The following is an 18,853-nucleotide window of genomic DNA, read 5'->3' on the forward strand; positions in this document are numbered from 1 at the left end:
CAGTTAGTGCTGCTCCGGTTAGGGCTGCTCTGTTTACTTGCGTGTTGCATGTGGCTGCCGAAGCAATTGAAGTCGTAACTACCACCCGCCGCACAAGCTGAATCCGGAAAAATCCGGGTTCCTCAACCTGCCGGCGTAACCGACCCCCGCGGTCGGGCGTGTCGCGCTTTTCACGCGTACTCGTCCGCAGTTCCATAGGGAGTTGGTTATGTTTGGTCTCCCACCTGGACCCTGACACCCGGCATTATCCGGATCGGGACGCGAAGGAGCGCTTGAACAACTCATCTAGTATGCCGGAAATTACGGGCAGAAGCGAATCAGGGCCCGCGGCCGTGGGGGTGCCGGTGGCGCCGGCCGGTCCCCCGACGGCGGGCACACGGCGGCGGACCGACGACGGCGGCGGCAGCCGCCCGCTCATTGCCCTCAGCAACCTTCGAATGGATGATGGGGACATGACCGTGCAGGATTCCGTAGCACTTCAGGCCCTCGCCGCGCGCCTGAGTCCCGAGTTCAAGCTGGGAGTTGCCTCGGCTGCCTTCCAGATCGAGGGCGCCCTCTCGGCTGGCGGCCGCGGGCCCTCCGGCTGGGATGCATTTGCCGAGAAACCTGGCAGCATCCAGGATGGCCACTCCCCCGCCGTCGCCTGCGACCACTACAACCGGACCCCCGAAGACGTCGAACTGATGCGCACCCTGGGCATCGACTCCTACCGTTTTTCCATCTCCTGGCCGCGGATCCAGCCCGACGGCACCGGCCCGTTCAACCGCGAAGGTCTCGACTTCTACGACCGGCTGATCGACCAACTGCTCGAGGCCGGCATCTCCCCCATGGCCACCCTGTACCACTGGGACACTCCCCTGCCGCTGGAGCACCGCGGCGGCTGGCTGAACCGCTCAACCGCGGAGCGCTTCGCCGAGTACAGCGCGGCGGCCGGCCGGCGCTTCGGCGACCGCGTTGCCCAGTGGGTGACGCTCAACGAACCGGTCTCGGTGACGCTCAACGGCTATGCCCTGGGGGTCCACGCACCGGGCCATGACCTGCTCTTCGATGCCTTGCCTTCGGTCCACCACCAACTGCTCGGCCACGGACTTGCGGTGCAGGCGCTGCGCGCAGAGGGAGTGTCCGGCGCTGTGGGCGTCACCAATCTGCACTCGCCGGTCCGGCCCGCGTCCCGCTCGGTGACGGACCGGTTCTTGGCGAACATCTTCGACCTGGTCCTGAACCGGGTCTACGCGGACCCGATTCTCCTGGGCCGGTACCCGAAGGTCCCACTGATCGCCAAGCCGTGGTTCCGGTCGATGGGGAAGATCGCCGATGCGGATCTGCGGATCATCCACCAGCCGCTGGACTTCTACGGGCTGAACTACTACTACCCGGTCAAGGTAGCCACCGGGCGCGGCGCCGGCGAGAGCCCGGCCGGCACTGCCGACGCCATGCTCAAGATGCCGTTCCATCTGGCGGCGTTCCCGGAATACGCGACCACGGGCTTCGGCTGGCCGGTGGCACCGGACCACTTGGGACCGCTGCTCCGCGAGCTGAAGGACCGCTACGGCGGGCAACTCCCCCCGCTGTACATCACCGAAAGCGGCGCCAGCTTCCCCGAACCAGACCATGTCGACGGTCCGATCGCGGATGCGGACCGGATCAGTTACATCGAGGCCCACCTCAACCATGCACTCGACGCCACCGGCCCCGGCGGCATCGCCGAGGACGTTGAGCTGCTGGGCTACTACGTCTGGACCCTGATGGACAACTTCGAGTGGGCGGCGGGCTATTCGCAGCGCTTCGGTCTGGTCCATGTCGACTTCGACACCCAGAAGCGCACCCCCAAGGACTCCTACTACTGGTACCAGGCGCTCAGCCGGGCCAGGAAGAGCTGAACGGCTGCGCCGGGCACCCCGGACGCCGTGTGCTAACGGTTCTTGTTGGCCCGGTTGATGCGCTTGGCACGGTCAATCTCGTGGCGGAAATGCTTCCTGGCCCAAAAGACGGCCGCGACCACGGCAACGGCCACCAACAGGAAAATGAACCAGCCCATTGTGAGCTCCCTTCGTTGGGAGCAACGATATCAGCGGCGGCAGCCCGCTGCCCGCTAAGAATGGTCGACTGGCTGGCGTTCCACGGCCGGCTCGGCGGCCGCCGGCTTGTTGCGGTTGAGCCGCCAGACCGCGACCGCGATCAGGGCCGCGGCGATGAGTGCCAGCAGCGCAAAAGTGTACTGGCGCATTGCCCACATGATGCACAGTGTCACCCCTGCGGCGCCCCACCGGACGAACAGCCGTTCGCCGCAGGCCAGCCCAGCAACCAGGAGCACCGCGAGAAGGGCCAGCGTCCAAAGCTGCTGCCCGGCGTCGCCACCGAAAAGGATCCCCAGCCCGGACAGGGAGAGCAGCCCGGCGGCAACTGAGATCAGCGTGCGGCCCGCTGTCCTGCCCCCGGACCACATCCGCAACGCCCCGAGAATCGCGGCGAGGACCACATACCACTGCACCGTCCAGAAGGGATCGGGCCAGCCGAGACCGGTGAAGAGCACGGCGCGCTGGAGTGCCGCCGTCGACGCGAAAAGCCCAAGTTCGACACTCAGTCGTCGGCCCTTCGCTGGCATCTCGGCACTGACCACCGCGGCGGTGGCTGCCACGAGTGCCGCCCCTGCCCAGGACGTTGCGTCGAGCCGCAGTCCGGCGACAGCGGCCGCGGCCAGGCCGAGCGTGGCCGACCCCGTGAGCGACCAGCGGCGGACGCGGTCAGCGGCCAGTTGATCACGGCGCAGCACCCGGGCGGCGTAGAGTCCTGCCCCGGCCAGACCACACCCCGCCAGCCACGGCAGGTAGCTGCCCCAGGGACCAGGCACAGCGTCCAGGAGTTCGGACACTTCCAGCGTTGCCCCGGCCAGCACCGCCGCTGCAGCCGGAAGGTAGATCACGGGCCACCGTTCGAGATGCGAGGCCGTGAAGCAGACGGCCGCGAGCACCAAGAGCGAGGCCCCCGCCAGCCAGCCGGAAGCAAGCGGCGCCCATGCCAAGGCCGAGACGGCAAAGGCGCCCGCCGCCGCCAGCCAGAGCCAGCGCTCGATGTCCGCCCGGGCCCTGCTCCGGAGCAGTCGTCCGGCCACCATAGCGACCGCGGAGAGTCCCATCAGTCCCAGGACCACGCCGTCGTGGCTGAGCAGCGGCCCGGCGAGGAACGCTTCCGCCGGCGAGCCGCCTTCGAACCCAGGCAGCGGCCCCAGCGCCACTGTGCCGAAGACCGCTGCAGGGACGGTCAGGTAGGCCGCCCCGCGGGCGGCGAACACCCGGCTGGCCACCGCCGCGCAGACCAGCAGCAGGGCCAGCTGCAGCAGGACGGCCCAGCGGCCGCCGTCGTCCGCCTTAGCCGTCAGGTAGCTGACCGGGAGGACCGCCTGGCCGGCCAGCGTTATCCAGACCGCGGCCTGCTGGAAGGGGACCTCCTGAAGGTGGTTCCGCATCAGCGATCGGACCACGTGCTGCGCGGCGAGCACCAGCGCAAAGGTCACCGACACCGCTGTCACGGAGGCCGTGGCGTCGTAGCTGAGCACGAGGGCCAGCGCGAGGGTCAGGACCCGTGCGGACGCGAAGTACACGCCCTTGGCGGTGCGGCCGACGGCGGAACGCACCATCACGGCACTGAAGGCGGTAAAGATGCCAAGGACCAGTTCGACGTCGCGCACCGTCCCCGCGCCGGCCAGCAGCAGCACGGCCAACGCTGCGGGCGCGAAGGCCGCCGCGCCGGCGCGCGCCCGCAGCACAAAACCCGAGGCCGCCGCGCCGAGGGCAACGATGATGACCGCGGCGGTGACTTGCCATCCCCCGGTGGCCACCAGGCCCTGGAGACCGCCGGCCCGCAAGGCCAGCATCGTGAGGACCTGCAGCGTCAGCACCGCGGCGGCGTCGGCGAAGACGCCGCGCGGAGCCCTGCCGCGGACTTCCGCCAGGAGCGGGAAGGCGAGCTGCAGCCCCAGCGCGAGCAGGGCGACCGTAGCGGGGGTGATGTCCTCGCCGCCGAGCAGGAGCGGTCCGTTTGCAAGGCGGAGCTGGTGGAACGCTGTGAGCACCAGGACGGTGCCGGCTGCCCGTCCCAGCCACCAGTAGCTCCATCGTTGCTGGAGCCCCCGGCGCCGCTGCCCGGTCACTGCCAGGTAAAGCACGGTCAGCCCGAGGGCGAGGTTTCCGTACCCCACGGACACGGCGGCAAACGCCATGCCGACCAGGGCCAGCGACATTCCCAGGGGCAGCAGCTCGGCGACGGCGGGCCGCCAGGGAGCCGCCGGATCGGAACGGCGATCCAGTGCCCAGCCGGTCCCCAGCGACGCCAGAAGCTGCAGTACCACCGCGGCTCCGGTGAGGGCCATCCCGTCCGGGCGGTCCGTCAGCGCCAGGACGGCCAGGACGGGGACGGCTGCTGCGGAGAAGGCGGCGAGGCTGGCGTTCGGGGCAACCGTCTCCAAGCCCAACCGTAGCAATAGTGCCGTGCCGAGCTGCTGGGCCACCAGCGCCAGCACGAGGGCGAACACAATAGTAGCGGCGCCGTCGGGACTGTCCCCGATCGTTGCCGCGACGATTGCCGGAACAGCCGCCGTGCCGACGATCCGGGCGGCGAGGACGAAGTGCCGGCGCAGGGGTTCCGCCGCGGGCCGGGCGCGGGAGGCCCAGAACAGCGCGGCCAGGACGAGGAAGCCGGTCAGGGCCCAGTCCCCGGCTTTGTCTCCGAAGGTCCCGGCAAGCATCAGGGCAGGAACGGGGGTCCACTCCGCCGCACCGCCCAGCCGCACCGCGAGGACCATTCCGGTGAGCAGCGCCAGCAGCAGCGGCAGCCACAGCGGGACGTCGGCGGCCGGGCTCCCGGCGGCGTCGAAGAGGATCACCGCTGCCCAGAGCAGGGTCAGGAAAAGTTGCAGCCCATAGGTACAAAGGGCGTCCGCCCGCCGTCGGCCGGCAGATCCCAGCAGCAGGTCAGGCAGGAGGTTCAAGCCGGAGGCGAGCAGCACGGCCTGGAGGCCGGCCAGCACGAGCGCGGCCAGCAGCGGCCACTGCAGGCCGTCGCTCACCGCCCAGACGCCGACGGCGGCCGAGACCGTCAGGCCCAGCCGCGCCCCGTAGTACTGCGCGACACGGAACGGGCTCTGCGGCACGGCCGCCATCAGTGCAAAGTAGGCGCCGCAGAGGAACATGATGAGGGCGTACTCGCCCCTGCCGAGCAGCAGAGGCACCAGGGTCACGGCCAGCGCGACGGCGGGGACCACGAAGGGATGGAGATCCATCAGCGGCTTGAGGTAGACCGGTGGCAACCAGCGGGGCCGCAGCAGGGCAAGGAGCGTCAGGACTGCGGCGAGGCCGATCATGGCCGCGAAGTACCAGACCAGCGCGCCGCCCAGGACGGTGATGCCGGAGCAGGTGGTCGAGACGAGGAAGGTGAGGGACAGGAAGACGAGGATCCTGCTGTCCATCCGAACGGCCGCGGCCATGTAGGCCAACGTTCCCACCACGGAGGTCACCAGCCAGGCGGCGGGGCCGTCGGGGAGGGCGAAGTTGTACAGGGCCAAGCCGGCTACCGGGACGAGGGCCAGCCCGGTTCCCGCGAACGCCACGGCCGCGGGCCGAAGCCGAGGGGCCCGGGCATGAAGCACGAGGCCCGCCCCGTAGAACAGTCCCGTGATGGCGCAGACTCCGGCGAGGCGGAGGAATTCCGGCAGCGACGTACCCACGAAGAGTGCGCCGGCGGCCACCAGCAGCAGGCTGGCAATGTAGAGGGTGACGTTGATGTTCTGGCGGTCCCGCTGTTCCTTCCTGGCGGCCCGTTCCCCGGCCGACTCCGGCGGCACGGGGCGCGGGGCAGCTTGTGGACTCCGCACCGGCCATGCGGCCTGCTGGTGCTGCGCCGGCCGTGGCGCCCTTGGCGGCAGCAGCGGCAGCGCCTGCCCTGGAAGGAGCCACGGTGCGATCGGCTGCGGCGGCAACGGGGCCGACGCTGCGGGCGGCTTCACGGGGGCTGCGGCGGCCTCCGCATCGTGCCAGCCCCGGAGGTGCCCTGCACGGAACCCGGCAGCGAAGGCCCCGTTCACGGCGTCGGCGGCACTGCGGCGTCCCCGGCCCCTGCCCCAACGGATCCCCAGCAGCAGAGCCCCCGCCAGCAGCAAGAGAATCAGCAGAGTTTGGACAGCCGTCGACATATGAAGATCCTTCGTAACGCAGGCCGTCCGGCCCAGTTCAGGCGCCATTAAATCCAATGACTAGAGAAAATATAGCAAAGAACAGCCCCGCCGCGGGTGCAGCGGGGCTGTTCTTTTCGTCACGGCGACCGCCAGGCGGCCGATCCGATCGGGGATCTAGACTCGGATCTTCAAGTATTACTTGAGGATCTTGGTGACGCGTCCTGAACCAACGGTGCGGCCGCCTTCGCGGATAGCGAAGCCGAGGCCCTCTTCCATGGCGATGGGCTGGATGAGCGCAACGGTCATCTCAGTGTTGTCGCCAGGCATAACCATTTCCGTGCCTTCCGGCAGGGTGATAACGCCGGTTACGTCCGTGGTGCGGAAGTAGAACTGCGGGCGGTAGTTGGAGTAGAACGGGTTGTGACGCCCGCCTTCGTCCTTGGAGAGGATGTAGACGTTAGCCTCGAAGTCGGTGTGCGGGGTGATGGAACCCGGCTTGACGACAACCTGGCCACGCTCTACGTCATCGCGCTTCAGACCGCGGAGCAGGAGGCCACAGTTCTCGCCGGCCCATGCTTCGTCGAGCTGCTTGTGGAACATCTCGATACCGGTAACCGTGGTCTTCTGGATCGGGCGGATGCCAACGATCTCGACCTCGGAGTTGATGGCGAGGGTTCCACGCTCGGCGCGGCCCGTTACAACGGTGCCACGGCCGGTGATCGTGAAGACATCTTCGATCGGCATCAGGAACGGCTTGTCACGGTCACGCACCGGGTCCGGCACGGAGTTGTCAACGGCTTCCATGAGATCCTCGACGGACTTGACCCAGATCGGGTCGCCTTCGAGAGCCTTCAGACCGGAAACACGTACAACCGGAGCCTCATCGCCATCGAAGCCCTGAGCCGAAAGCAGCTCGCGGACTTCCATTTCGACGAGGTCGAGGAGCTCCTCGTCATCGACCATGTCCGACTTGTTCAGTGCCACCAGCAGGTAGGGAACGCCAACCTGGCGGGCGAGCAGAACGTGCTCGCGGGTCTGAGCCATCGGGCCGTCAGTGGCGGCTACCACGAGGATTGCACCGTCCATCTGTGCAGCACCGGTGATCATGTTCTTGATGTAGTCAGCGTGACCCGGAGCGTCTACGTGTGCGTAGTGGCGCTTCTCGGTCTGGTACTCAACGTGGGAGATGTTGATGGTAATGCCGCGCTGACGCTCTTCGGGAGCAGAGTCAATAGACGCGAAGTCGCGCTGCTCGTTGAGTGTCGGGTACTTGTCGTACAGCACCTTGGAAATCGCGGCCGTCAACGTCGTCTTACCGTGGTCAACGTGACCAATGGTGCCGATGTTAACGTGCGGCTTAGTCCGCTCGAACTTTGCCTTTGCCACAGGTTCCTCCTAGAACGTTTTCAAATGACTTACCCTTCGACCGCGCTTGTCGCGGCGAAACTTCAGTAAGTCTACTTGGGGGGCTTTGGATTGATGAAATTGCAGATTCAGGAACTAATACTAGTCCCTCGAGCCTGTCGGTGCAGGTGGCCGGCCGGTCGGGCCGGAGCCGGCCACCTGCACCGGGTGAATCTCCGGAATCGGAGACGCACCCGAGTTTGTCGCTGCGTCAGTCCTGGGGACTATTCGCCGCGGTTCTTCTGGATGATCTCGTCGGCAAACGCCTTCGGGACCTCGGCGTAGCTGTGGAACGTCATGGAGTACACAGCGCGGCCCTGGGTCTTCGAGCGCAGGTCACCGATGTAGCCGAACATGCCGGACAGCGGGACGTGCGCGCGGATGACCTTGACGCCCTGGGCATCTTCCATGGACTGCATCTGGCCACGGCGGGAGTTGAGGTCACCGATAACTTCACCCATGTATTCCTCAGGGGTGCGGACCTCGACATCCATCAGCGGTTCGAGCAGGATGGGGTTCGCCTTGCGTGCAGCTTCCTTGAAAGCCATACGGCCGGCGATCTTGAACGCCATTTCCGAGGAGTCAACATCGTGGTACGCGCCGTCAATCAGCGTTGCCTTGATGCCGACAACCGGGTAACCGGCCAGGACGCCGTCGTTCAGTGCATCCTGGATGCCAGCGTCCACCGACGGGATGTATTCGCGCGGAATACGGCCACCGGTGACCTTGTTCTCGAACTCGTACAGCTCGCCCTCGGACGTGTCCAGGGGCGCGATCGCGATCTGGATCTTCGCGAACTGGCCGGAACCACCGGTCTGCTTCTTGTGCGTGTAGTCGTGACGCTCTACAGCCTTCTTGATGGTTTCGCGGTAAGCAACCTGCGGCTTGCCAACGTTGGCCTCGACCTTGAATTCGCGGCGCATGCGGTCCACCAGGATGTCCAGGTGGAGCTCGCCCATGCCGGCGATGATGGTCTGGCCGGTGTCCACGTTGAGGGAGACCTGGAAGGTCGGGTCCTCGGCGGAGAGCTTCTGGATGGCCGTGGAGAGCTTCTCCTGGTCACCCTTGGTGTTCGGCTCGATCGCAACAGAGATCACGGGCTCCGGGAAGCTCATGGACTCAAGGACGATCTGGTTGGCCGGGTCGCACAGGGTGTCTCCCGTGGTGGTGTCCTTCAGCCCGATCGCTGCGTAGATGTGGCCGGCGGTAGCGCCGTCAACGGGCATTTCCTTGTTGGCGTGCATCTGGAACAGCTTGCCGATGCGCTCTTTCTTGCCCTTGGTGGAGTTGACCACCTGGGAGCCTGCTTCCACGTGACCGGAGTACACGCGGATGAAGGTCAGCTGACCGAAGAACGGGTGCGTAGCGATCTTGAACGCCAGGGCCGAGAACGGCTCTTCGGAGGAAGGCTTGCGCGTCAGTTCCTTCTCGTCGTCGCGGGGATCGAGACCGATCATCGGCGGAACGTCGAGCGGGTTCGGCAGGTAGTCCACGACTGCATCGAGCATCGGCTGGACGCCACGGTTCTTGAATGCGGAGCCGCAGAAGACCGGGTAGAGCTCAGAGTTGATCGTCATCTTGCGGATGCCGGCCTTGAGCTCTTCGACGGTGATTTCTTCGCCTTCGAGGTACTTCTCCATGAGTTCTTCGGAGGACTCAGCAACAACCTCAACGAGTGTTGCGCGGTACTCCTCGGCCTTCGCCTGGAGGTCAGCCGGGATCTCCTGGATCTCGTACTTCGCACCCATGGTGACGTCACCCTTGGAGTCGCCGGGCCAAACCAGTGCGCGCATGAAGAGCAGGTCGACGACGCCGATGAAGTCGTTCTCGGCGCCGATCGGCAGCTGCATAACGAGCGGCTTGGCGCCGAGGCGGCTGATGATGGTGTCGACGGTGAAGTAGAAGTCAGCGCCGAGCTTGTCCATCTTGTTGACGAAGCAGATGCGCGGGACGTTGTACTTGTCAGCCTGGCGCCAGACAGTCTCAGACTGCGGCTCCACGCCTTCCTTGCCGTCGAACACGGCAACTGCGCCGTCGAGGACGCGCAGGGAGCGCTCCACCTCGACCGTGAAGTCGACGTGGCCGGGGGTGTCGATGATGTTGATCTGGTTGTTTTCCCAGAAGCAGGTCACGGCGGCAGACGTGATGGTGATGCCGCGTTCCTTTTCCTGTTCCATCCAGTCAGTGGTCGAAGCGCCGTCGTGCGTTTCGCCGATCTTGTGGTTCACACCTGTGTAGAACAGGATGCGCTCGGTAGTAGTGGTCTTGCCGGCATCGATGTGAGCCATAATGCCGATGTTGCGGACCTTGCTAAGGTCGGTAAGCACGTCCTGTGCCACGGTGTCTCCCTTTCGGATGGACTGCACGTTCGCCGCCGGCTCGGTTGAGCCGGCGGCGTCCGGGAAGTATTACCAGCGGTAGTGTGCGAAGGCCTTGTTGGACTCGGCCATCTTGTGGGTGTCTTCGCGACGCTTCACAGCGGCACCGAGACCGTTGGAGGCATCCAGGATCTCGTTCTGGAGGCGCTCGGTCATGGTCTTCTCACGGCGGGCCTTGGAGTAGCCAACCAGCCAGCGCAGGGCGAGGGCGGTGGAGCGGCCCGGCTTGACCTCAACCGGAACCTGGTAGGTGGCGCCACCGACGCGGCGGGAGCGGACCTCGAGGGAAGGCTTGACGTTCTCCATAGCCTTCTTGAGGGCTGCAACCGGGTCGCCGCCGGACTTGGCACGGGCACCTTCGAGGGCACCGTAAACGATGCGCTCTGCGGTGGACTTCTTGCCGTCAACCAGCACCTTGTTGATGAGCTGGGTGACCAGCGGGGAGCCGTAAACGGGATCTAGAACTAGCGGCCGCTTGGGGGCCGGACCCTTGCGAGGCATATTACTTCTTCTCCATCTTTGCGCCGTAGCGGCTACGAGCCTGCTTACGGTTCTTGACACCCTGGGTATCGAGGGCGCCACGGACGATCTTGTAGCGGACACCCGGAAGGTCCTTAACACGGCCGCCACGTACGAGCACAATGGAGTGCTCCTGGAGGTTGTGGCCTACACCGGGGATGTAAGCGGTGACTTCAACGCCACCGTTGAGGCGCACACGTGCCACCTTGCGGAGAGCCGAGTTCGGCTTCTTCGGGGTCGTCGTGTAAACGCGGGTGCAAACACCGCGGCGCATCGGACTGCCGTTAAGCGCGGGAGCCTTGGTCTTTTTGACCTTCGGCGTGCGGCCCTTGCGGACCAGCTGGTTAATCGTAGGCACTCTCGTGTTCTCCGTTTTATCCGGAGCGGCCGTTGGCAGCCGCTCTCTTGTCGCTGCGCCTCGCCGCCCGAGCCGTGAAATTCTCTCCAGGGCAGCTGAGGCGAAGCCTTAATAGTCGGACCGCACGCCGGGACTCACGGACTTGCATCCTGTAGTGCCCCTAGGCATGCGAAAATGTGGCATACGCTGCACAAGAACCGTGCAAACCGGAAACGTCGTCCTGACCCAGCTCTTCAGCTGTAGCCGGCGCACTCATCCACTGCCACAAAAACAATTAGTCCCAAGTCTAACACGGGCGGCCCCCAGCCATTAATCGGCGGGGAACGGCTCTTAAAAAGCAACGCGGGGTCACTTTGAGCCCAATCCATAGGGTGGATTGGGCCGTAAGTGACCCCGCGTTGCTTGTAAGGGACCCTGTCCGTTAGCGGAAGTCGCTGCCCAGGTCGTAGTCATCCAGCGGGATGGCGTGGAACTCGGGAGCCCCGTCGCCGCCCAGGGAATCGTAGGAGAAGTCACTGAACGCGCTGGGGCCGGTGAACAGGTTGGCCTTTGCTTCTTCAGTGGGCTCCACGGTGACCTCGGTGTAGCGCGGGAGACCCGTGCCGGCCGGGATGAGCTTACCGATGATGACGTTTTCCTTGAGGCCGAGCAGCGGATCGCTCTTGCCTTCCATGGCCGCCTGCGTCAGGACGCGGGTGGTCTCCTGGAAGGAAGCTGCGGACAGCCAGGACTCGGTCGCCAGGGACGCCTTGGTGATGCCCATGAGCTCGGGACGGCCGGAAGCCGGCGTCTTGCCCTCGGACACAACACGGCGGTTGGCATCCTCGAAGCGGCTGCGCTCGGCGAGCTCGCCGGGCAGCAGATCCGATTCGCCGGACTCGATGACCGTGACGCGGCGCAGCATCTGGCGGACGATAACCTCGACATGCTTGTCGTGGATACCGATGCCCTGGCTGCGGTACACGCCCTGGACTTCGTCAACCAGGAACTTCTGCGCGGCACGGGGGCCCATGATGCGCAGAACCTGCTTGGGGTCGACCGGGCCGTTGATGAGCTTCTGGCCGACGCTGACGTGCTCGCCGTCTTCGATGAGAAGACGTGAACGGCGCAGCACCGGGTAAGCGATCTCTTCGGATCCGTCATCGGGGGTGATGACCAGGCGCATCTGGCGCTCGGACTCTTCGATGGCGATGCGGCCGGCTGCTTCAGCAATCGGTGCGACGCCCTTCGGAGTACGGGCTTCGAAGAGCTCCTGGATACGGGGCAGACCCTGGGTGATGTCGTCGCCACCGCTGGAGGAAACAGCACCACCGGTGTGGAACGTACGCATAGTCAGCTGCGTACCCGGCTCACCGATGGACTGTGCGGCGATAATGCCGACTGCCTCACCGATGTCCACCGTCTTGCCCGTGGCCAGCGAACGGCCGTAGCACAGGGCGCACGTGCCGACGCCGGACTCACACGTGAGTACGGAACGGACCTTGACCTCGGTGATGCCCGCCGCGAACAGCTCGGCAATGACGACGTCGCCGCAGTCGGTGCCGGCTGCTGCCAGGACCTTGCCCTTGGAGTCAACGACATCCACGGCCAGGGTCCGGGCGTACGCACTGTTCTCGACGTTTTCGTCGAGGACCAGCTCGCCGTTGGCGTCAGCCACAGCGATGGCGGTGATGAGGCCGCGCTCGGTGCCGCAGTCTTCCTCACGGACAATGACGTCCTGCGACACGTCCACCAGACGACGGGTCAGGTACCCCGAGTTGGCAGTACGCAGCGCGGTGTCGGCCAGACCCTTACGGGCACCGTGCGTGGCGATGAAGTATTCCAGCACCGACAGGCCCTCGCGGTAGGAGGACTTGATGGGACGCGGGATGATCTCACCCTTGGGGTTGGCCACCAGGCCACGGATACCCGCGATCTGACGGACCTGCATCCAGTTACCACGGGCACCGGAGGACACCATGCGGTTAATGGTGTTCATCGGCGACAGGCTGTCACGCATCGCCTGGGCGATTTCGTTCGTTGCCTTGTTCCAGATCTCGATCAGTTCCTGGCGGCGCTCGTCGTCGTCGATCAGGCCCTTGTCGTACTGGCCCTGGATCTTGGCGGCCATGGTCTCATAACCGGCGAGGATCCGCGGCTTGTCCTTGGGCACCTCGATGTCGGAGATGGCGACGGTGACGCCGGACCGGGTGGCCCAGTAGAAACCGGCATCCTTCAAGTTGTCCAGCGTTGCCGCCGTGACCACCTTCGGGTAGCGCTCGGCGAGGTCGTTGACGATCGTGGACAGTTCGCCCTTGTCCGCAACGTTCTCAACCCACGGGTAGTCGGCAGGCAGGGTCTCGTTGAAGAGGACCTGTCCCAGCGAGGTCTGGACCAGGACGGTCTGACCCGGCTCATAGCCTTCCGGAGCTTCCCAGCCGGCGTAGGGGACAAAGCCCTCAAGCCGGATCCTGACCTGGGAGTTCAGGTGCAGTTCGTGCAGGTCGAACGCCATGATGGCTTCCGAAACGGAGGAGAAGATCCGGCCCTCGCCAGCTGAACCGACACGCTTGGTGGTCAGGTGGTAGAGGCCGATGATCATGTCCTGCGAAGGCAGCGTCACCGGGCGGCCGTCAGACGGCTTCAGGATGTTGTTCGAGGACAGCATCAGGATGCGGGCTTCAGCCTGGGCTTCGGGGCTCAGCGGCAGGTGGACTGCCATCTGGTCGCCGTCGAAGTCGGCGTTGAAGGCGCCGCAAACCAGCGGGTGAAGCTGGATTGCCTTACCTTCAACAAGCTGCGGTTCGAACGCCTGGATGCCGAGACGGTGCAGGGTAGGTGCACGGTTCAGCAGCACGGGGTGCTCGGTGATGATCTCTTCGAGGACATCCCAGACCTGCGGACGGTAACGCTCGACCATCCGCTTCGCCGACTTGATGTTCTGCGCGTGGTTGAGGTCAACCAGGCGCTTCATCACGAACGGCTTGAAGAGCTCCAGGGCCATCTGCTTCGGCAGGCCGCACTGGTGCAGCTTCAGCTGCGGGCCGACGACGATGACGGAACGGCCGGAGTAGTCAACGCGCTTACCCAGCAGGTTCTGGCGGAAACGACCCTGCTTGCCCTTGAGCATGTCGCTCAGGGACTTCAGCGGACGGTTGCCCGGTCCGGTGACCGGACGGCCGCGGCGGCCGTTGTCGAAGAGGCTGTCAACGGCTTCCTGAAGCATGCGCTTCTCGTTGTTGACGATGATCTCCGGGGCACCGAGATCAAGCAGGCGCTTGAGGCGGTTGTTGCGGTTGATCACACGGCGGTAGAGGTCGTTGAGGTCGGAGGTCGCGAAGCGGCCACCGTCCAGCTGGACCATCGGGCGCAATTCCGGCGGGATGACCGGGACGGCGTCCAGCACCATGCCGAGCGGGCTGTTGTTGGTGGTCAGGAAGGCATTGACAACCTTGAGCCGCTTCAGGGCGCGGGTCTTGCGCTGGCCCTTGCCGTTGGCAATGATGTCGCGCAGCATGTCCGACTCGGCCTGCATGTCGAAGTTCTCAAGACGCTTCTTGATGGCCTCGGCACCCATGGAGCCTTCGAAGTACATGCCGTAGCGGTCGCGCAGCTCGCGGTACAGGCCTTCGTCACCTTCGAGGTCAGCGACCTTCAGGTTCTTGAAGCGGTCCCAGACCTGCTCGAGACGCTCGATTTCAGCATCCGCGCGCTTGCGGACGTTAGCCATCTGGCGGTCAGCGGAGTCGCGGGCCTTCTTCTTGTCGGCAGCCTTGGCGCCTTCGCCTTCGAGACGGGCAATCTCGTTCTCGAGGTCGCGGGCGATCGTGGCGATGTCCGAGTCGCGGTTGTCGATCAGCTGCTTCTTCTCGATGTCGTGCTCAACCTGGAGGTTGGGCAGTTCTTCGTGGCGGCTGTCGGCGTCGACGCTCGTGATCATGTAGGCAGCGAAGTAGATGACCTTTTCGAGGTCCTTCGGCGCCAGGTCAAGGAGGTAGCCCAGACGGGACGGAACACCCTTGAAGTACCAGATGTGCGTGACCGGTGCGGCCAGCTCGATGTGGCCCATACGCTCACGGCGCACCTTCGCACGGGTGACCTCAACGCCACACCGCTCGCAAATGATGCCCTTGAAGCGCACACGCTTGTACTTACCGCAGTAGCACTCCCAGTCGCGGGACGGGCCGAAGATCTTCTCGCAGAAGAGGCCGTCCTTCTCAGGCTTGAGCGTGCGGTAGTTGATGGTTTCCGGCTTCTTAACCTCGCCGTAAGACCAGCCACGGATGTCTTCCGCGGTGGCGAGGCCGATCTGCATGAGGCCGAAGGAGGATTCGCTGGACATATGGTCCCTGTTCTCTCTTGTTCTCTAAATTCTGAAGTCTTGGGTTACGGGAAGAGGGAGGTGATGTTCGACGGCGGGTGGTGACCCGCCGTCGAACCCCACCTGCTAAACCTCTTCTACGGAACTGGGCTCTGCACGAGACAGATCGATGCCCAGTTCTTCCGCAGCCGTGAAGACTGCGTCATCAGAGTCACGCATTTCAATTGTGGTTCCGTCCGTGGAAAGCACTTCCACGTTCAGGCACAGCGACTGCATTTCCTTGATCAAGACCTTGAAGGACTCAGGAACGCCCGGCTCCGGGATGTTCTCGCCCTTGACGATGGCTTCGTAGACCTTCACACGACCGTGGATATCATCGGACTTGATCGTGAGGAGCTCCTGGAGCGTGTAGGCGGCGCCATACGCTTCGAGCGCCCACACTTCCATTTCGCCGAAGCGCTGGCCACCGAACTGTGCCTTACCACCCAGCGGCTGCTGCGTGATCATGGAGTACGGGCCGGTGGAGCGGGCGTGGATCTTGTCGTCCACCAGGTGGTGGAGTTTCAGGATGTACATGTAGCCGACCGAGATCGGATCCGGGAACGGCTCGCCGGAGCGGCCGTCGAACAGACGGGTCTTGCCTGAGGAGTTGATCAGGCGGACGCCGTCGCGGGTGACGTTCGTGGAGTCGAGGAGACCAGTGATTTCCTCTTCACGAGCACCGTCGAAGACCGGCGTGGCAACAGTGGTCGAGCCACTCTCGCGCGGCAGGTTCGGCAGCTGCTTGAGCCACTCGGGCTCGCCTTCAATCTTCCAGCCAGTCTTGGCAACCCAGCCGAGGTGCGTTTCCAGCACCTGGCCGACGTTCATACGGCCCGGAACACCCAGCGGGTTCAGGACGATATCAACGGGGGTACCGTCGGCAAGGAAGGGCATGTCCTCGATCGGAAGGATCTTGGAGATAACACCCTTGTTGCCGTGGCGGCCGGCGAGCTTGTCGCCGTCGGTGATCTTACGCTTGGCAGCGACGTAGACGCGTACCAGCTGGTTGACGCCCGGGGGAAGCTCGTCGTCGTTGTCGCGGTCGAAGACGCGGACACCGATAACCGTGCCGGACTCGCCGTGCGGAACCTTCAGGGAGGTGTCGCGCACTTCGCGGGACTTCTCACCGAAGATGGCGCGCAGCAGTCGCTCTTCCGGGGTCAGTTCGGTCTCGCCCTTCGGCGTGACCTTTCCGACCAGGATGTCGCCGGCTTCAACTTCGGCACCGATGTGGATGATGCCGCGCTCGTCCAGGCCCGCCAGGACTTCCTCGGACACGTTAGGGATGTCACGGGTGATTTCCTCGGCACCAAGCTTGGTGTCGCGGGCATCGATCTCGTGCTCCTCGATGTGGATCGAGGAGAGAACGTCCTCGGCCACGATGCGCTGGGACAGGATGATGGCATCCTCGAAGTTGTGGCCTTCCCATGACATGAATGCCACGAGCAGGTTCTTTCCGAGGGCCAGTTCGCCCTGGTCCGTTGCCGGGCCGTCAGCGATGATGCCGCCGACCTCCAGGCGCTGGCCTTCGTTCACCAGGACACGGTTGTTGTAGCAGTTGCCCTGGTTGGAGCGGGCGAACTTGTTGATGCGGTAGTTGGTTTCCGTACCGTCATCGTTGAGCATGATGACGAGCTCAGCGGAGACCTCGGTCACCACACCCGCCTTCTTCGCGATAGTCACGTCACCGGCGTCGACTGCAGCGGCGCGTTCCATGCCGGTACCGACGAACGGCGCCTCGGAACGCACCAGCGGCACGGCCTGGCGCTGCATGTTGGCACCCATCAGTGCGCGGTTGGCATCGTCATGCTCGAGGAACGGGATCAGGGCGGTAGCCACCGACACCATCTGGCGCGGGGAGACGTCCATGAACTCGACCTCGGCGGCGGGAACCAGCACAGGCTCGCCTCCACCACCACGGGCGCGGACCAGGACAGTCTCTTCGGCGAACTTCTTGTTCGCGTCCAGCGGAGCGTTGGCCTGGGCAATCAGGACCTCGGCCTCGTCATCGGCCGTCAGGTACTCGACCTCATCGGACACGACGCCTTCGGCGACGAGACGGTACGGGGTCTCGATGAAGCCGAACGGGTTGATGCGTCCGTAGGAAGCCAGCGAGCCGATCAGGCCAATGTTCGGGCCTTCAGGGGTTTCGATGGGGCACATACGTCCGTAGTGCGACGGGTGAACGTCCCGGACTTCCATGCCTGCGCGGTCACGGGACAGACCACCCGGGCCAAGGGCCGACAGACGGCGCTTGTGGGTCAGGCCCGACAGCGGGTTGTTCTGGTCCATGAACTGGGACAGCTGGGAAGTTCCGAAGAACTCCTTGATGGCTGCCACGACGGGGCGGATGTTGATCAGGGTCTGGGGCGTGATGGCCTCGACGTCCTGGGTCGTCATACGCTCGCGGACGACGCGCTCCATCCGGGACAGGCCGGTGCGGACCTGGTTCTCGATGAGCTCGCCGACGGCGCGGATGCGGCGGTTGCCGAAGTGGTCGATGTCATCGATCTCGACGCGCAGCTCGTGCTCCTGGCCGTCGCGCTTGCCCATGAGTGTCTTCTCACCGGCGTGCAGCGCAACGAGGAACTTGATCATGGCAACGATGTCTTCAACGTGCAGGACGGACGCTTCCTTGTCACCAAGGGAGCGGTCGATGCCGAGCTTGCGGTTGATCTTGTAACGGCCAACCTTGGCCAGATCGTAGCGCTTTGAGTTGAAGTACAGGTTGTCCAGCAGGGACTGGGCAGCCTCGACCGTGGGCGGCTCGCCCGGTCGCAGCTTCCGGTAGATGTCCAGCAAAGCATCTTCGCGGGTCTCGGTGGCGTCCTTCTCCAGCGTTGCGCGCATGGAGTCGTACTGGCCGAACTCTTCGAGGATCTGGCCTTCGGTCCAGCCGAGGGCCTTCAGCAGTACCGTGACGGACTGCTTGCGCTTGCGGTCGAGGCGAACGCCGACCTGGTCGCGCTTGTCGATTTCGAGTTCGAACCAGGCGCCGCGGGACGGGATGATCTTCGCGGTGAAGATGTCCTTGTCGCTGGTCTTGTCCGCGGTGCGCTCAAAGTAGGCGCCCGGGGAACGGACCAGCTGGGAGACAACAACACGCTCGGTGCCGTTGACGACGAAGGTACCCTTTTCGGTCATCAGCGGGAAGTCACCCATGAACACGGTCTGCTGCTTGATTTCACCCGTGTTGTTGTTCATGAATTCGGCCTTGACGTACAGCGGAGCCGAGTACGTAGCGTCCCGGTCCTTGCACTCAGCCATGGTGTACTTCGGATCAGCGAACTCCGGCTCGGAGAAGCTCAGGGACATGGTGCCCTGGAAATCCTCGATCGGGGAGATCTCTTCAAAGATGTCAGACAGACCCGAGGAGGTGGCGACGCTGAGGTCGCCTTCTTCGGTGGCCTTCGCCACGCGTGCCTGCCAGCGTTCGTTTCCGACCAGCCAGTCGAAGCTGTCCGTTTGCAGGGCAAGCAGATTCGGAACGTCAAGAGGTTCGTGAATCTTTGCGAATGAGAGCCGGCGGGTTGCACCGTCGGTGCTGTCGGCATTGATAGCGGTAGCGTTGTTTACATTAGAGGTGCTCGAGGCGACCAAGAGGGATCCTTCCACAGACCTTCAGGCGTTTTCAGATCTCCCCCGTTATGCACCCTGCAGAGTGACTCCGCAGTGCTACCAGT

9 protein-coding genes are annotated in these 18,853 nt (G+C 64.6%); 1 reads left to right on the forward strand and 8 read right to left on the reverse strand.

The window, feature by feature from the left end; translation table 11 throughout:
- Nucleotides 1-452 precede the first annotated feature (452 nt).
- Nucleotides 453-1,880, forward strand: coding sequence for a GH1 family beta-glucosidase (locus tag ACZYZE_RS03845; RefSeq protein ID WP_463906329.1), 1,428 nt, complete (start codon nucleotides 453-455; stop codon nucleotides 1,878-1,880).
- Between the two features lie 32 nt (nucleotides 1,881-1,912).
- Here ACZYZE_RS03845 and ACZYZE_RS03850 read toward each other — a convergent pair whose 3' ends face one another.
- The 8 genes from ACZYZE_RS03850 to rpoB all read right to left on the reverse strand — a co-directional run bounded on the left by ACZYZE_RS03850 (nucleotide 1,913) and on the right by rpoB (nucleotide 18,770).
- Nucleotides 1,913-2,038 (reverse strand): hypothetical protein, encoded by a 126-nt coding sequence (locus ACZYZE_RS03850; RefSeq protein WP_459318145.1) that lies wholly within the window; start codon nucleotides 2,036-2,038, stop codon nucleotides 1,913-1,915.
- A gap of 54 nt (nucleotides 2,039-2,092) precedes the next feature.
- Nucleotides 2,093-6,187 (reverse strand): hypothetical protein, encoded by a 4,095-nt coding sequence (locus ACZYZE_RS03855; protein ID WP_463906331.1) that lies wholly within the window; start codon nucleotides 6,185-6,187, stop codon nucleotides 2,093-2,095.
- A 177-nt stretch (nucleotides 6,188-6,364) separates the two neighbouring features.
- On the reverse strand, nucleotides 6,365-7,555 hold the full coding sequence (gene tuf, locus ACZYZE_RS03860; protein WP_459318147.1) for an elongation factor Tu: 1,191 nt from the start codon (nucleotides 7,553-7,555) through the stop codon (nucleotides 6,365-6,367).
- 242 nt (nucleotides 7,556-7,797) lie between these two features.
- The gene (gene fusA / locus ACZYZE_RS03865) at nucleotides 7,798-9,912 is read right to left on the reverse strand and encodes an elongation factor G (protein ID WP_459318148.1); all 2,115 of its coding nucleotides are present in this window, start codon (nucleotides 9,910-9,912) and stop codon (nucleotides 7,798-7,800) included.
- Nucleotides 9,913-9,981: 69 nt separating this feature from the next.
- Nucleotides 9,982-10,452, reverse strand: a complete 471-nt coding sequence (gene rpsG, locus ACZYZE_RS03870; RefSeq protein WP_011692813.1) for a 30S ribosomal protein S7 — start codon at nucleotides 10,450-10,452, stop codon at nucleotides 9,982-9,984.
- A gap of 1 nt (nucleotide 10,453) precedes the next feature.
- Nucleotides 10,454-10,828 (reverse strand): 30S ribosomal protein S12, encoded by a 375-nt coding sequence (rpsL, locus tag ACZYZE_RS03875; RefSeq protein WP_011692814.1) that lies wholly within the window; start codon nucleotides 10,826-10,828, stop codon nucleotides 10,454-10,456.
- Nucleotides 10,829-11,249: 421 nt separating this feature from the next.
- Nucleotides 11,250-15,149: a DNA-directed RNA polymerase subunit beta' gene (locus ACZYZE_RS03880; protein ID WP_463906333.1), complete on the reverse strand. Its 3,900-nt coding sequence runs from the start codon at nucleotides 15,147-15,149 to the stop codon at nucleotides 11,250-11,252.
- A gap of 105 nt (nucleotides 15,150-15,254) precedes the next feature.
- Complete coding sequence (gene rpoB, locus ACZYZE_RS03885) at nucleotides 15,255-18,770, reverse strand: DNA-directed RNA polymerase subunit beta (RefSeq protein ID WP_459318150.1); 3,516 nt, start codon at nucleotides 18,768-18,770, stop codon at nucleotides 15,255-15,257.
- Between the last annotated feature and the right edge of the window lie 83 nt (nucleotides 18,771-18,853).

The sequence above is a fragment of the Pseudarthrobacter woesei genome (genome assembly GCF_055412745.1).

Coding starts and splice junctions, on each gene's coding strand:
- ACZYZE_RS03845 (WP_463906329.1), top strand. CDS start 453: ATGACCGTGCAGGATTCCGTAGCACTTCAGGCCCTCGCCGCGCGCCTG.
- ACZYZE_RS03880 (WP_463906333.1), bottom strand. CDS start 15,149: ATGTCCAGCGAATCCTCCTTCGGCCTCATGCAGATCGGCCTCGCCACC.
- rpsG (WP_011692813.1), bottom strand. CDS start 10,452: ATGCCTCGCAAGGGTCCGGCCCCCAAGCGGCCGCTAGTTCTAGATCCC.
- ACZYZE_RS03850 (WP_459318145.1), bottom strand. CDS start 2,038: ATGGGCTGGTTCATTTTCCTGTTGGTGGCCGTTGCCGTGGTCGCGGCC.
- ACZYZE_RS03855 (WP_463906331.1), bottom strand. CDS start 6,187: ATGTCGACGGCTGTCCAAACTCTGCTGATTCTCTTGCTGCTGGCGGGG.